Origin of the sequence: Taibaiella koreensis (genome assembly GCF_003545715.1) — a bacterium.
In the GTDB taxonomy this organism is placed as follows: domain Bacteria; phylum Bacteroidota; class Bacteroidia; order Chitinophagales; family Chitinophagaceae; genus Taibaiella; species Taibaiella koreensis.
In genome coordinates this window covers 263,862-278,601 of record NZ_QVNU01000003.1, presented here as the reverse complement: position 1 = coordinate 278,601, position 14,740 = coordinate 263,862, and the positions used below count along the sequence as shown (strand labels likewise).

Sequence of the window (14,740 nt, the reverse complement as noted above, 5' to 3'; positions counted from 1 at the left end):
AGATGTTAGACGTTAGATGTTAGACGTTAGACGTTAGATATTGTGGGTGGTATTAGGTATTAGGTATTAGGTATTAGGTATTAGGTATTAGGTATTAGGTATTAGGTATTAGGTATTAGGTATTAGGTATTAGGTATTAGGTATTAGGTAGGGAGTACTTGATACTTGATACTTGATACTTGATACTTGATACTTGATACTTGATACTTGATACTTGATACCTGATACCTGATACCTGATACCTGGAATTTAAACCATTGCCCCATAGCCACGGATCAAATCGACATAAGTAACAATGCCATTCCGTATTTCCTCCAGGTAAACATATTCATCTGCTGTATGGCTGCGGGCCGAATCGCCGGGTCCCAACTTCAATGCCGGAAAGGGCATTAGCGCCTTGTCGGATAATGTAGGCGAACCATAAGCCGTTAATCCCAGCTGCCGGCCGGCACAGACCAGCGGATGAGCGGCATCGATGATTGAGCTGCGCAACCGCATACTGCGCGGCAGCAATGTTGCCTGCATACCGTCCTGCAACGTTTGCAGCACTTCTTCATGCGTATACTGTTCATTAAGCCGTATATCGATCGTGAACCGACAACGATCAGGTACCATATTATGCTGTTTATTGGGTGTTTCGATCACGGTTACCTGAGCCGTAACCGGCCCCAGCCATTCCGAATCTCTTTCAAAGCGATACCCCTGTAGCCATGCGATATCCTGCAACGCCTTGTCAATCGCATTTTCACCTTCCCTTCGCGCAGCATGACCCGCAATACCACAAGCCTCAGCATCGACCACCATCAATCCCCGCTCCGCAACGGCCATTTGTAACAGGGTCGGTTCTCCTACAATGGCGCAGGCGATATCGCCCAGGAGCGGCAGTACCGATGCGATACCCCCCTTGCCCGATATCTCTTCCTCCGCTGTAGCAGCAAGGATAAGGTTGCAACCAGGCTCCGTATTGTGCAGGTAAACGAAAGCCTGCAACAAACAAACCAATGCGGCGCCGGCATCGTTGCTACCCAATCCGTACAGCCGGCCATCGGCAAGGTGAGGGTTAAAAGGATCGAAGCTATATCCGGCAGCGGGTTTCACCGTATCATGATGTGAGTTGAGCAGCAGCGTTGGCTTACAGGGATCAAAGCTTTTGCTCCGGGCGATAATATTGTTGCCGGTCCGCTCTACGGCAATGCCTTTTGTTTCCAGCCATTGTTGCAGGCACGCCGCCGTACCCTCCTCTTCCCTGCTGAAGGAAGGGATGCGGATCAGCTGTTGCAATAGCGATATTGCATTGTGAAATAGTTGCTCCATGTGTTTTAATTTCTGATCGCTGTGCCCGACGCTCCTGCCGTCATCGCAACAAGATGGCTCCAATGCCCGATCTGTACCCGGTCTACACCGCCCGATGCTGCGGTAAAAGCATTCTCCAGTTTGGGCAGCATGCCTTCATACACACACCCTTCGGCCACCAGCCGTTGCAATAATGCCTGGTCCAGGTCTTGCAGCACGCTTTGCTCGTCGGATACATCCAGTAAGACACCGTTCTTTTCAAAACAATACAGCAAGCTTACCGCATAATCTTTCTGTAAGGCCAGAGCGATCTCCCGGGCTATGGTATCGGCATTGGTGTTCAGCAATTGTCCCTTGCCATCGTGCGTCACCGGGGCGATCACGAGGCTTAGCCCCTGTTGGAGCAATTGCTCCAGCGCAATACCATTGACCCGCTCCACGTCGCCGGCAAAGCCATAGTCATGTGTCGTCACCTTTCGCTTGCTTGCTTGTAACAGGTTGGCGTCGGCGCCACAAAGACCTAATGCGGCGCAGCCCAGCGCCTGCAATCGCGCTACGATATTTTTATTGATATACCCGCCATAGACCATTGTAATGATCTTCAGGGTCTCCTCATCTGTTACCCGGCGACCGGCGATCATCTGCTGCGGAACGCCCAATCGTTCCGCCAGTTCTGTAGCCAGCTTGCCCCCGCCATGCACCAGTATCTTCGGCCCTTCAAGCTGTGCAAAGGATTGCAGAAAAAGCTGCAGATCCTGCGCTTTATCGATCACATTGCCACCGATCTTAACCACGGTTACCTTCTGTTTGCTCATATGTTGCTCTTATAATGCTTTTAAAATAGAGGCCAGCACAGCCTGGGCGCTCCATACCCGGTTGGCTGCCTGCTCCGTAACGAGGCTCCTGTTGCTATCCAGCAATGCTCCGGAAAGCTCCAGCTCTCTCCGTACAGGGAGGCAATGCATGATCTTCGCCGCCGGAGCATGCTTCAGCCTTTCTTCAGTAAGCATCCAGTCTTCCATTACAGGCAACACCTTACCATAGTCCCTGTAGCTGCTCCAGTTCTTTACATAAACAAAATCGGCATCCTGCAACGCCGCTTCCTGGTCGGTGGTAACGGTAGCGCCTGTTGTAAAAGTCTCATCCAGCTGGTAGCCTTCGGGGCAGGTCACGGTCAGCTTCACCTGGTCCCAGGCATTGGCCCATTGGGAAAAGCTGTTGGCCACACATTGCGGCGTCGCTTTGATATGCGGCGCCCAGGTCAACACCACTTTGGGCTTGCGCCCGACCATGTGCTCCCTGATCGTGATCATATCGGCCAGGGACTGCAGCGGATGCAAGGTAGCGCTCTCCAGGCTGATCACGGGTATACCGGCATAGCGGATAAACTGCTGCAGCACCTGCTCGCTGTAGTCTTTTGTCCTGTCCTGCAATGAAGGGAAAGTACGGATGCAAAGCAAATCGAAATAAGTGCCCAATACCGGCGCTGCATCTTTGACATGCTCTACTGTACTGCCGTTCATCACGGCATCATCGGCAAACTCCAGCGCCCAGCCTTCTGTACCCGCATTGAATACAACCGCTTCCATACCCAGCTGCTGTGCGGCAACCTGTGTGCTGATGCGGGTACGCAGGCTCGGATTGAAGAAAAGAAGGCCGATACGTTTGTCCTTCCCTAATGTCCTATCAGAAAAGGGATTGGCCTTGTAGGCCAAAGCCCGGTCAATCAGGGTATCAATGCCTGGGGCATCCTTTACGGAGATAAATTGCTTCACTTGTTGTTATTGGATTGATTAATGCTCTGATGAAAAGTTATGTTTCCGGCAATGCTTCCCTTAATGCTGTGAGGAACAGGCCAGCCTCTTCCTGGTTAAGGCATAAAGGTGGTAAAAGTCTTACGGCATCAGGCTTTGCCTCACCGGTAAATACCCGCTGCCGGTACAGCAGATCGTGTCGCAGCTTTGCCTGCTTGCCGGGCACATCGAAGCCGATCATCAGACCAGCGCCGCGCACCGCTTCGATGCCCGGCAGAGCAGCCAACTCCTGCATGAGATAGGTACCAGTGTCCGTTGCCCTTTGCATCAGGTTTTCCTTTTCCATTACTTCCAGCACTGCCAGCGCGGCGACGCAAGCCAGGTGATTGCCGCCGAAAGTAGTACCCAGCATACCCATCTTTGCTTTGATATGCGGTGCGATGAGGATGCCGCCTACCGGGAATCCGTTACCCATGCCTTTGGCCATGGTATAAATATCGGCGTCGATACCCGAGTGGTCGTGCGAGAAAAACCTTCCGCTGCGACCGTAGCCACACTGCACGCTGTCGGCGATCAGCAGTGCACCATGAGCATCGCAAAGCCGGCGCAGCAGCTGCAGGAAGGAGGGCTGTGCCACCCTGATGCCACCGACGCCCTGTATACCTTCGATGATAACGGAAGACAGCGTGTCCCCTTTTTCTTTAAAATAGGACTGCAGCGCTTCCTCATCATTAAAGGGTAGGAAATGTATTTTATCCGTAACGTTCACCGGCGCTACCAGTGAGGGGTTATCGGTCGCCGCTACCGCCAGGGAAGTGCGTCCATGAAACGCTTTATCAAACGCCAGGACCTTATCCCTTCCATTATGAAAAGAGGCAAGTTTCAAAGCATTCTCATTGGCTTCGGCCCCTGAGTTACACAGGAACAGACGATAATCGGGACGTCCGCTTAGTTGTCCCAGCTTTTCTGCAAGCGCCTCCTGCAAAGGCATGCGTATGGCATTGCTGTAAAAGCCTATTTGCTGCAGCTGCTCTGTAAGCCGTGACACATAATGTGGATGGGTATGACCTATCGAGACGACCGCGTGACCGCCATACATATCGAGATAGCGATTCCCCTTGTCGTCCCATACAAAAACACCCCTGGCTTTGTCAATCACCACGTCTTGCTGGGGATATACTTCAAATAGTTTCATTGCGCCTTCTTTGGTATTAAAAATAACTTGCTTTTAGCCTGAGCCCCGAATCTTCCGGCAAGCCAAACATCAGGTTCATATTCTGTACGGCCTGCCCCGATGCACCTTTCAGCAGGTTATCGATGGCCGTGTGGATCACTGTTTGCTCCTCAACCTGCTCAATATGAATAAGACATTTGTTTGTGTTGACGGCCTGTTTCATATGGATGGGCCCGCGGCTCAATACGGTGAATGGATGCGTAGCATACCATGTTTCATACAATTCATTCAGCGCATCCAGTGACAGTGTCGTTTGCAGCTGCTGCGACACAAAGATGCCACGTGCAAAGTCGCCCCGCCAGGGTACAAAGTGAATATGCGCGGCCTGGCCTGCTTCCATCTGCTGTTCGCCGATCTCTGCGAGATGCTGATGCTGCAGGCTTTTATACGCTTGTATATTGTTGCTGCGCCAGGCAAAATGGCTGCTTTCAGAGAGCTTTTGCCCCGCGCCGGTAGCGCCGGTAATACCCGTGGCATATACGTCTCCGTCGAAGCCCTGATGGATCAGTGGCAACAAACCCAGCTGTAGCGCGGTGGCAAAACACCCGGGATTGGCAATGCTGTCTGCTGCTGCGATCCGCTTCCGGTTCTGCTCGGGAAGACCATAAACAAATGTCCTGTCGCCTTGAACATTACGGGCCTTCAGCCGGAAATCCTGCGAAAGGTCGATCAGCTTTACATGCTTCGGTAAACCATATTGTTCCAGGAAGGCGACGCTCTCACCATGTCCCAGGCAGAGGAACAGCACATCGATATCAGCATCAAGTCTATCCGAAAAAGTCAACGCTGTCTCTCCCAGGAGATCGCCATGTATTTGGCTCAGCGGCTGTCCTGCCCTGCTGCGGCTATGTGCAAAGACAATATCCGCATCGGGATGCCGTAGAAGGATGCGCAGCAGCTCGCCGCCGGTATAGCCCGCCGCGCCTGCAATACCGATCTTAATCATTATGCACGGTTTGATTGACCTGGTGAAAAATAGCAACCTGGTTGCCAAATATTTTGGTGAAGCCTTTCACATCTTCGCCGCTCCAGCCATTGTTCATTTCCCCGTAACTGCCGAACCGGCTGCTCATCAGGTCATGCGGGCTATCGATACCCAGCAGCGTAAAATGCCTGGGTTCCAGCAGCACCTTCACGGTACCGCTTACCGTTTGCTGGCTGTCTTCAAGGAATTTTTCAATATGCCGCATTACGGGGTCCAGCACTTGTCCTTCGTGCAGCCAGTTGGCGTACCAGGTGCTCAGCTGGTCTTTCCAGTAGATCTGCCATTTGGTCAAGGTATGCTTTTCCAGCAGCTGGTGCGCTTTGATCAGGATCATGGGTGCGGCGGCTTCGAAACCTACCCTGCCTTTGATGCCGATGATAGTATCACCCACATGGATATCGCGACCTATGCCGTAAGGCTGTGCAATGGCCTGAAGCGCCTGGATCAGTTGTGTAGGATGCGCAAATGCAGCGCCTTCCAGCCCCACGGGCTGTCCCTTGCTGAAGGTGATGGTCAGCTCCAGCGGCTGCGATTCGGTAAGCGGCGTAGGCCAGGCTTCTTCGGGCAGGTAAGTATGCGAGGTCAGGGTCTCGGCGCCCCCTACAGAGGTACCCCATAAACCCTTGTTGATGCTGTACTTTGCTTTGGCAAAATCGATATCGATCCCTTGCTCATGCAGGAAAGCAATCTCGGCTTCCCGGCTCAGCTGCTGGTCCCTGATGGGCGTCAATATTTTTATACCGGGCGCCATAGCCTGGAATACACCGTCGAAGCGCACCTGGTCGTTGCCCGCGCCGGTGCTGCCATGTGCGATGTACGTAACGCCGGCAGCCAGGGCCTCCCGGGCAATGCTCATAGCCTGCACCAGGCGCTCGGCGCTCACACTGAGGGGGTAGGTGCCGTTCTTCAGCATATTGCCATAGATCAGGTACCGGATGCAATCGTTATAATAAGCTTCCGTTACATCGATCACCTTATGAGATGCGATGCCCAGCTGCTGTGCTTTCTGCTGCAATGCGGTAAGCTCCTCTTCCGAAAAGCCGCCGGTATTCACGGTTACGGCATGTACCTCCAGCTGCATCACCTTGCTCAGGTATAAGGCGCAATAGGTTGTATCAAGTCCGCCGCTGTATGCCAGGATTACTTTTTCCATTATCGTTGTTTGCTTATTTGTTTAAAGATTTTCTGTAGAAAGACACATAGACTCCGGGGCCTCAGCCGCTATTCCGGCCGGGCCAGCCGCAGCTACCACCGGTGGTTCAAACAGCATTGCGGTGCACAGACAGTTCTTCCGTTCCTTGGATAAAAGGATCGGGTAGTTGATACAGCTTTGACAGCCCTTCCAGAAGGCTTCGTCCTGGGTAAGTTCGGAATAGGTAACCGGCTCGTAGCCCAGGTCCGAATTGATCTTCATTACTGCGAGCCCGGTAGTGAGCCCGAAGATCTTGGCCTGCGGGAACAGTTCCCGGCTCAGTTCAAAGACCCGCTTCTTGATCAGTCGCGCGAGACCATATTTGCGGTAGGGCGGCGCAACAATGAGGCCCGAATTGGCAACGTACTGTCCATGGCTCCAGCTTTCCACATAGCAGAAGCCGGCCCAGAAACCCTGGTCGTCGAAGGCGATCACCGCCTTGCCTTCGTGCATTTTCTCCACGATATAATCGGGGCTGCGCCGGGCTATACCGGTACCGCGGGCCTGGGCCGAAGCGGCCATTTCGTCGCAAATAAGCTGCGCGAAACCATAATGCGTAGCATCAGCTACCATTATCTGAAAATGATGTTCCATTTTCAAAAAGAGATAGAAAGGCAATAGCTATGCCGTAAAGCATACCTGTTCCTGGTAGACAATAAAGTTTGAAGCGGAAAGCTGCCGGAGGATCATCTGCCTGTCGCGAGGTCAGAAGCTATCCGGTATCAACGTCGCACGATGAACGGCGTAACGGTAGGAGAAAAAACTACCCCAGAGGGAGTAGGAAAAAAAACACTATTGGCACACCACCTGGTGTTAGCTACCAATACTATGTTGCTTTTTTTTGTCATTTCAGTTAAGAATGAAATGCCGGCATTAACCGGACTTTGATAATGTTTCAGAATTGAAGATGCAATATTACGAACATATTCTGTTGCATGCCATATTAATTTTTCGATAAGCGCATTAATTAACAGTTCTGTGACCATAGCCTTCTCTGCACCATATCCCCGAAATCTTCTTTTGTATGCTTAACTTTGCAAGCCGCTACCGGGCGTTATGTAAAGAAAATAAGCCCGGTAGATCTTTATCAAAACAATTATTTTTTAAGCAAGACAATGGAAGAACGTTCCCTCAATTTTCTGGAAGAAATTATTGAAGGCCATCTGAGCGAAGGGAAATACACCAGTATTCACACCCGCTTCCCTCCGGAGCCTAACGGTTACCTGCATATCGGACACGCGGCTTCTATCTGCCTCAATTTCGGATTGGCCCTCAAGTACAAGGGCAAGTGCAACCTGCGCTTCGACGACACCAATCCCGTGACCGAGGAGACAGAATACGTGGAAAGTATTATGAACGATGTGCAATGGCTGGGCTTCCAATGGGACGAACTGCGCTATACCTCCGATTATTTTGAGCAGCTGCACGATTTTGCCGTAAAGCTGATCCATAAAGGCCTCGCTTATGTCGACGATTCCAGCTCGGAAGAGATGGCGGCATCCAAAGGCGACCTGAACCGCCCCGGTACCAACAGCCTCTATCGCGACCGAACTATGGAAGAGAACCTGCAGCTGTTCCGCGAGATGCGGGAGGGCAAATATCCTGATGGCGCCAAAGTGCTGCGGGCAAAGATCGACATGGCCCATCCTAACCTGTTGATGCGCGACCCTATTATCTACAGGATCAAGCATGCCCACCATCACCGTACGGGCAACCAGTGGTGCATCTATCCTATGTATGATTTTGCCCACGGGCAGAGCGATAGCATCGAACACATTACGCACTCGATCTGTACATTGGAGTTTATTCACCACAGGGCATTGTACGACTGGTTTATCGAGCAGCTGGAGATATTTCCTTCGCACCAGTACGAATTTGCCCGGCGCAACCTCAGCTATACGGTCATGAGCAAGCGCAAGCTGCTGCAGCTGGTCAACGAAAAACACGTTGAAGGCTGGGACGATCCCCGCATGCCTACCATCAGCGGGCTGCGTCGCAGGGGCTATACGCCTGAGAGCATCCGCAACTTTGCTGATACCATCGGGATTGCCAAAAGGGAAAATATTACGGATGTGGGCCTGTTGGAATTCTGCATCCGTGAGCACCTGAATAAAGTCGCCAACAGGGCCATGGCCGTGCTGGACCCCGTAAAGCTGGTGATCACCAATTACCCCGAAGGACAAACAGAGGAGCTGGAAGCAGAGAACAATCCGGAAGATGAAAACGCGGGCAGTCGTATCGTACCGTTTAGCCGTGAGCTGTGGATAGAGCGGGAAGATTTTATGGAAAGCCCTTCCAAGAAATTCTTCCGCCTCGGGCCCGGCCTCATGGTGCGTTTGAAATATGCTTACATCATCCGCTGCGACGACTTCAAAAAGGACGAGCAGGGCAACATTACCGAGATCCACTGCAGCTATCTGCCGGAGAGCAAAAGCGGCGCCGACAGCAGCAACCTCAAGGTAAAAGGGACCATTCACTGGTTAAGTGTACCGCATGCCCGTACAGCAGAGATAAGGCTGTACGATCGCCTGTTCCGCGTGGAGAATCCTTCTTCCGAAGAAGGCGATTTCAAGGATTATATTAATCCCGATTCGCTGCAGGTATTGCCTAACGCTTATATAGAGCCGGCCCTGGCCAATGCGCAACCCGGCGACCGCTACCAGTTCCTGCGTAAGGGTTATTTCTGCGCCGATAAGAACAGCACACCAGACCACCTGGTCTTCAACCGTACTGTAGGATTGAAAGACAGCTGGGGTAAAGAAGCGAAGAAAGAAGGTTAAAATACCGGATTAGTCTATAGCAAAAGGAACCGCCGAAGTATCGGCGGTTCCTTTTGTTTCCCTGTCATTATTGTTTTAGTTCATAAAGATCGTAGCGTTCCAGGCCCACTTCTTTCCTGGCATATGCCGACATGTCCCGGTCGGTCTGTTCCCGTTTATCAATGACCATAAAACGGGTGGCGGTCGCAGGCCGGTGCAGGCAGCTGATACCATGATAACGCATCAGGTAGCACTGCAGCTCCCAGTCGTTGCTGAAGGCATAGTCCGTAATGGTGAGCGCAGCACCCTGCGACACCAGCGGCGCCACTATTTTGATATCATGCAGAATATCGCCGTCTCTTCCCGTTTTTCCTTTCATGGCTGCTACTACCAGCACCGCCCCGCAGAACAGCGACAGGCTAATTACCCTGAATATTTTAAAACCCGGCGCTGCCGTACTTCTTGTACCCACAAAAGCCGATACATAGGGCAGTGCGATCATGGCCAGCCCTATAGCAAAATAAGGATAGCTGGGCGCTATATAAAACTGCTTCTGAACCATAGTAAGCATAAGCGGCGCGGAGCCAGCCAGACCGGTGAGCAGGAAAAACAGGATAAGCCCCCGACCGGTAGCCGGCTGGTATTTCACTTTTTTCACTCTGCCGATCAGAGCAAAAATGAGGAGGAGTCCCAACTGTGGCAACAAGTCGGAAAACAGGTCGATTAGCGATTGAAAGCGGTTGCTGGTGGTAGGCGCGCTGGCTATACGGGCAAAGGCCCTTTTGAATAAATAGGTAGATAAACTTCCCTTACTGGGCTCCACCTGGAAAAGGACCAGATAGATGAGCGCCGGGATCAGCAACAGCAGGAAAGCGTAACCAAAACCGGTCTTGAAAGAAACCTTACGTGTACACAACCAATACAGGAAGGGAACACAAAGGGGGAAAAACCCGGGGAATCCTTTGCTGAGCGTAGCCAGGAAAATGAGCAGGCCCGAAACAATGATCCACCCCCAAGAACGGCCCGGGCCATTAAGCGCTTTCCAGGAGCAGAGCACCGATGCCAGGATGAAAACGCCCATGGTATTTTCATTCACATTATTGGATGCCGTCCAAAAAACCGTAGGGATCGTGATCCAGAAAAAGACCGGCAACCAGCTATAGCCTGCAAGCGTCTTATCGTTCCGGAACACCAGCCGCCACAAGCGGTGGATAAGGAAAGCAGCAATACAGCTGGTGAAGAATACATAGAAGCGCTCCACGTACATACTGCTGCCAAACAGCCGGAAGAAAAGCGATTGAATACCGAAGGCGAGCGGCGGCTGCTCGTGAAAAGCATGGACACCGGGGAGATCCAGGTTCAGTTGGCTGAATTGCGGGTACCAGAAGCTGCCCCATCCCAACGCCTCGTTATGCGCCACACTGGTATAGAGCATCGCATCCATGAACATACCGTCCTGTATAAGGGTATAGCCTGGCAGGCCAATGAATATGGCCAGCGTAATGAGCCAGAAGGGGAGGTGCCTGGATGGTCGCATAAGTTATATAAACGATTGAATATACCTGATATGATGTAAATAAGCCTGGCACAAATATAAATAAGAAAAGCCGTCCCGGGTAATTAGGAACGGCTTTTGCAAACAGTAATGTTTTCTCTTAGTGACGCACCACAAGCTTTTGCTTCATGCTGCCTTTATCGCTGCTGATATTAAAAAGGTAAATACCGTTCGGTAGAGCAGCTGTGGATACTGTTGTAGTATTGCGGCCATTCTCCTGCTGCTGCAATACCGTGCGACCCGAAAGATCACTCACCAGTACCGACCGGAGCTTATCATTCCCGGCATTTATGGTCACGATATCCTGTGCGGGATTGGGCGACAGGCTGATCACCGGCTGCGTCATCTCGTTGATGCCCGTTGTTTTGTTTTCGACGGCTACATTATCGATATAGATGCAACCGCCCAATCCGGAAATATACCGGAATTTCACCGAAGCATCGGTACTTGTAGCATAGGGCGTGAGGTCTATACGTTCTTTGCGCCAGTCGTTGGCGCCGGGTGTAAAGAGGTAAGCCTGTATCGAAGCCGGATTGGTGATGGGCTGCGGGAAGGTAGCCAGCGCCGCTCCGGTTTTCTTATATACGCTTTGGTAGGTAGCGCCGCAATCGGTCGACACCAGCACCTCAAGGGTATCGGAAAACGAGGTATCGATGCCCAGGAAGGCAGCCGTAAAGGCGCTATAGTTGAACGATACATCAAAGGTGAGGAAGGGATCGGGCAAACTGCTGAAGTTGACCACAGGCGATATGAGCTCTTCTTTTATACCGGTATTCTCAAATACCCACAAGGTATTGAAGGTGTTCATTGCCTTTACATCGCCATCATAACCCCATTGGCTGAAATAATCCCCCGAAGCCTCGGTATACCAATCGTCACCGAAGGATTCTGTATTGAAATCCTCACGATAGGGAAGCGTTTTGGCTGTTGCCACGATACGAAAATCGGCAGAGTCTGTATTATTGGTCACAAAAGTATCGGCTACGTTGCCGTTGAGCGTATCGATCGTTACGTGCAATGTATAGTCGCCATTGGCCGGTGTAAAAGACGGGAGATCAATATCGGCATGCCCGAAAGAAGGCATAGTTCCGTTCCAGGTAAAAGACTGCACGGCTCCACCCCAATCATACTTCAGGTGAATAGCACTCAACGGCGTGTTGCCCGCGTTGTGGACCAGCAGATGCGGTGTGATGGCACCGCCGTCGCATTTCCTGAGGTCGGTAACCACATGCACCAGCTCCGCATCGGCCCCGGGCTGCGCCGGTTGGCTGAAATAGCCGAAAATATCCCCCATGAAAGAGAAGGGAGGCACCGTATGTCCGCCTGCAAAGCGCTTCATGCTTACGGCAGCATCATTACGGATCAATTGCTCATAGGTATGGTCGACGGGACCCTGGTACAAGGCATCGTCATTGCCCAGGCTAAGCAGCATGGGCGTTGCACCGGCATTGGGATAGTTATACAGCCCCGCAGCGCCCCATTGGGCATCGGCTTCTTTCACGCCCTGTACAGCAGGTGTATTGAGCAGCAATCCCAGGAATTCGCCGGGATGATTGAGGCCATAGCGCAGCGCGCTTCTACCGCCCAGGGAGAATCCCTGGAGCACGATCTTATTCGCATCAATAGCATAATGGGTTTGTGCAAACTGGATCGCTTCTTCGATAATGGCTTCATCTCCTGCAGGGGTATAAAAATCTTTGCCGGGGTCGGAACCACCGTCGGGACAAACCAGGATCGTATTGGTCACAGCTGCGGGAAAACCCAGTGGTCCAACCAGCGCATCGCGGTAGGCCGTGCTGTTATCACCTGCGCCATGCAGCCCCACGATCAGGGCACAGGGTACAGAGGGGTCGTAGCCGGGCGGCACGTAGCAGGAGAGCGTACGGCTCGCGCCCATAAAAGTGATCGTTTCATTAAAGCTGCCCGTCGTTTGTGCGGAAGTTTCGAAGGCAATAAGGCTCAGGGCGGCTAAAGCACCCAGAAATTGTTTTCTGAATAGCATGGAAAATAACTTTTATTGGTCAAAAATACTCACGGTATTTATCCTGGTTAAAGGACAGCATTAAACTAAAATGCGTTGGCACCGGAAAGGGTTGCCTGATGCAAAAAAACACCGGAATTCCGGTAGAAAAAAGTGTTGCTGAAGTATTTGTCTTCAAACAATAATCCGGCCGTTACTTCGTTGCAGGGTGGGAATTTTACAGGAATAAATGTTAACTTCGCACGTTAAACCCCGTTTCTTTTAATGACAGAGGGTTATACATTTTTATTTCTAACAAACAAAAAATGACAATACAATTATATGGATTCAGCTATGATCCCCGCGTTGGTCGCGGTCGCGGCATTGATAATAGGCATATTTCTGGGTAAACTGATTTTTGCAAAAAATACCGAACAAAAGATAAAGGAAGCAGAACAGCAGGCGCAGAAGATTGCAGAAGACGCTAAAGTGCTTGCCGAAACCCTGAAAGAGAAAAAACTGTTGGAGGCCAAGGAGAAATTTCTCCAGATGAAATCGGAAAATGAAAAGGAGATCCACCTGCGTAACCAAAAGGTAGCCGATGCAGAAAACAAATTGAGACAAAAAGAACAATCTTTAAACGATAAAAACCAAGCCCTTCAGAAACAAAGCAATGAGTATAGCCAGCTAAAGGCCAACCTGGACAAACAGCTGGAAATTGTAGGCATCAAGCGTTCCGAGCTGGAAAAGCACCAGGAAGAGCACATCAAGCGCCTTGAAAAAGTATCGAACCTGAGCGCTGAGGAAGCCAAGAACGAGCTGATCGAGGCCATGAAGGAAGAAGCACGTACCGGCGCCATGGCCCATATCCAGGAAATCGTGGAAGAGGCCAAGCTTAATGCTTCAAAAGAAGCCAAAAAGATCGTGATCCAGAGCATCCAACGTGTGGCTGCCGAGCAAACTATCGAGAACGCCATTACCGTATTCAACCTGGAAAGCGATGAGATCAAAGGGCAGATCATCGGCCGTGAGGGTCGTAATATCAGGGCCCTGGAAGCCGCCACAGGTGTGGACCTCATTATCGACGACACCCCGGAAGCGATTGTACTGAGTTGCTTCGATCCCCTGCGCCGTGAGATCGCGCGCCTGTCGCTCCAGCGCCTGGTACAGGATGGCCGTATCCACCCCGCCCGTATCGAAGAGGTGGTGGAAAAAACCAAGAAGCAGATCGAAGACCAGGTAATGGAAATAGGCGAAAGAACCATTATCGAGCTGGGCATCCATGGTCTGCATAAAGACCTGGTACGCATGGTGGGCAAAATGCGCTTCCGTTCGTCCTACGGACAGAACTTGCTGATGCACTCTAAGGAGACAGCTAATCTTTGCGGCGTCATGGCTGCCGAGCTGGGGCTGGGTCAGAAGGTGGTCAAGCTGGCCAAACGCGCCGGCCTGCTGCACGATATCGGTAAAGTGCCCGACGAAGAAACAGAATTGAGCCATGCCTTGCTGGGCGCCCGCCTGGCCGAGAAATGCGGCGAGCATCCTGCCATCGTCAACGCCATCGGCGCCCACCACGATGAAATGGAAATGACTTATATTATTTCCCCCATTATCCAGGCCTGCGACGCTATCAGCGGCGCCCGTCCCGGCGCCCGTCGCGAGATCATGCAGAGCTACCTCCAAAGGATCAAAGATCTGGAAAACCTCGCGATCGCCTACAATGGTGTGGAAAAGGCTTATGCGATACAGGCCGGCCGCGAGCTGCGTGTGATCGTGGAAGCCGATAAGGTAACCGATGCCGACAGCGATCGTCTCAGCTACGAAATTGCCGACAAGATCCAGAAAGAAATGCAATACCCGGGCCAGATCAAGGTAACCGTGATCCGCGAAAAACGTGCTGTGAACGTAGCCCGTTAATTATATTTTTTCAGCTTTACAACCACCATATCTAACGATCATGGTGGTTTTTTTTCTTTAGGTGAAGGCATGAGCGGCGCGCTGCTCATTT

11 protein-coding genes are annotated in these 14,740 nt (G+C 51.6%); 2 read left to right on the top strand and 9 right to left on the bottom strand.

Translation table 11 applies throughout. The features are described 5' to 3' along the window. Positions 1 to 249: 249 nt before the first annotated feature. The 7 genes from DZK30_RS11230 to DZK30_RS11200 are packed head-to-tail and all read right to left on the bottom strand — an operon-like array spanning position 250 to position 7,052. Positions 250 to 1,314 (bottom strand): M20/M25/M40 family metallo-hydrolase, encoded by a 1,065-nt coding sequence (locus DZK30_RS11230; RefSeq protein WP_118974235.1) that lies wholly within the window; start codon positions 1,312 to 1,314, stop codon positions 250 to 252. A 5-nt stretch (positions 1,315 to 1,319) separates the two neighbouring features. Then, positions 1,320 to 2,108: an acetylglutamate kinase gene (argB, locus tag DZK30_RS11225; protein ID WP_118974234.1), complete on the bottom strand. Its 789-nt coding sequence runs from the start codon at positions 2,106 to 2,108 to the stop codon at positions 1,320 to 1,322. A 9-nt stretch (positions 2,109 to 2,117) separates the two neighbouring features. Further along, the gene (locus tag DZK30_RS11220) at positions 2,118 to 3,068 is read right to left on the bottom strand and encodes a Rossmann-fold NAD(P)-binding domain-containing protein (RefSeq protein WP_118974233.1); all 951 of its coding nucleotides are present in this window, start codon (positions 3,066 to 3,068) and stop codon (positions 2,118 to 2,120) included. Between the two features lie 37 nt (positions 3,069 to 3,105). Next, complete coding sequence (locus tag DZK30_RS11215) at positions 3,106 to 4,242, bottom strand: aspartate aminotransferase family protein (protein ID WP_118974232.1); 1,137 nt, start codon at positions 4,240 to 4,242, stop codon at positions 3,106 to 3,108. A gap of 16 nt (positions 4,243 to 4,258) precedes the next feature. Beyond that, entirely contained in the window at positions 4,259 to 5,227 is a 969-nt protein-coding gene (gene argC, locus DZK30_RS11210) for an N-acetyl-gamma-glutamyl-phosphate reductase (protein WP_118974231.1), read from the bottom strand. Continuing rightward, entirely contained in the window at positions 5,220 to 6,419 is a 1,200-nt protein-coding gene (locus DZK30_RS11205) for an argininosuccinate synthase (RefSeq protein WP_118974230.1), read from the bottom strand. The genes argC and DZK30_RS11205 overlap by 8 nt, the downstream gene beginning before the upstream one ends. A 21-nt stretch (positions 6,420 to 6,440) precedes the next feature. Continuing rightward, positions 6,441 to 7,052, bottom strand: coding sequence for a GNAT family N-acetyltransferase (locus tag DZK30_RS11200; protein ID WP_240432903.1), 612 nt, complete (start codon positions 7,050 to 7,052; stop codon positions 6,441 to 6,443). A gap of 521 nt (positions 7,053 to 7,573) precedes the next feature. On the opposite strand from DZK30_RS11200, the gene DZK30_RS11195 reads away from it, so the two are divergent. Next, entirely contained in the window at positions 7,574 to 9,238 is a 1,665-nt protein-coding gene (locus DZK30_RS11195) for a glutamine--tRNA ligase/YqeY domain fusion protein (RefSeq protein WP_118974678.1), read from the top strand. 67 nt (positions 9,239 to 9,305) lie between these two features. Here the strand turns inward: DZK30_RS11195 and DZK30_RS11190 are convergent, their stop codons facing one another. Both DZK30_RS11190 and DZK30_RS11185 read right to left on the bottom strand, forming a co-directional pair. Then, on the bottom strand, positions 9,306 to 10,754 hold the full coding sequence (locus DZK30_RS11190; protein WP_118974229.1) for an ArnT family glycosyltransferase: 1,449 nt from the start codon (positions 10,752 to 10,754) through the stop codon (positions 9,306 to 9,308). A gap of 118 nt (positions 10,755 to 10,872) precedes the next feature. After that, a complete protein-coding gene (locus tag DZK30_RS11185; protein ID WP_118974228.1) occupies positions 10,873 to 12,774 on the bottom strand; it encodes a T9SS type A sorting domain-containing protein in 1,902 nt (633 codons plus the stop codon). Positions 12,775 to 13,074: 300 nt separating this feature from the next. Here DZK30_RS11185 and rny point away from each other — a divergent pair, with 300 nt between their 5' ends. After that, positions 13,075 to 14,649 carry a ribonuclease Y gene (gene rny, locus DZK30_RS11180; protein ID WP_118974227.1) on the top strand — a complete coding sequence of 525 codons (1,575 nt, stop codon included), beginning with the start codon at positions 13,075 to 13,077 and terminating at the stop codon, positions 14,647 to 14,649. Positions 14,650 to 14,740: the final 91 nt, after the last annotated feature.

Excerpts from the sequence above, each read along its gene's own strand:
- DZK30_RS11230 (WP_118974235.1), bottom strand. The coding sequence starts at position 1,314 with ATGGAGCAACTATTTCACAATGCAATATCGCTATTGCAACAGCTGATC.
- argB (WP_118974234.1), bottom strand. The coding sequence starts at position 2,108 with ATGAGCAAACAGAAGGTAACCGTGGTTAAGATCGGTGGCAATGTGATC.
- DZK30_RS11215 (WP_118974232.1), bottom strand. The coding sequence starts at position 4,242 with ATGAAACTATTTGAAGTATATCCCCAGCAAGACGTGGTGATTGACAAA.
- argC (WP_118974231.1), bottom strand. The coding sequence starts at position 5,227 with ATGATTAAGATCGGTATTGCAGGCGCGGCGGGCTATACCGGCGGCGAG.
- DZK30_RS11205 (WP_118974230.1), bottom strand. The coding sequence starts at position 6,419 with ATGGAAAAAGTAATCCTGGCATACAGCGGCGGACTTGATACAACCTAT.
- DZK30_RS11200 (WP_240432903.1), bottom strand. The coding sequence starts at position 7,052 with ATGGAACATCATTTTCAGATAATGGTAGCTGATGCTACGCATTATGGT.
- DZK30_RS11195 (WP_118974678.1), top strand. The coding sequence starts at position 7,574 with ATGGAAGAACGTTCCCTCAATTTTCTGGAAGAAATTATTGAAGGCCAT.
- DZK30_RS11190 (WP_118974229.1), bottom strand. The coding sequence starts at position 10,754 with ATGCGACCATCCAGGCACCTCCCCTTCTGGCTCATTACGCTGGCCATA.
- DZK30_RS11185 (WP_118974228.1), bottom strand. The coding sequence starts at position 12,774 with ATGCTATTCAGAAAACAATTTCTGGGTGCTTTAGCCGCCCTGAGCCTT.
- rny (WP_118974227.1), top strand. The coding sequence starts at position 13,075 with ATGGATTCAGCTATGATCCCCGCGTTGGTCGCGGTCGCGGCATTGATA.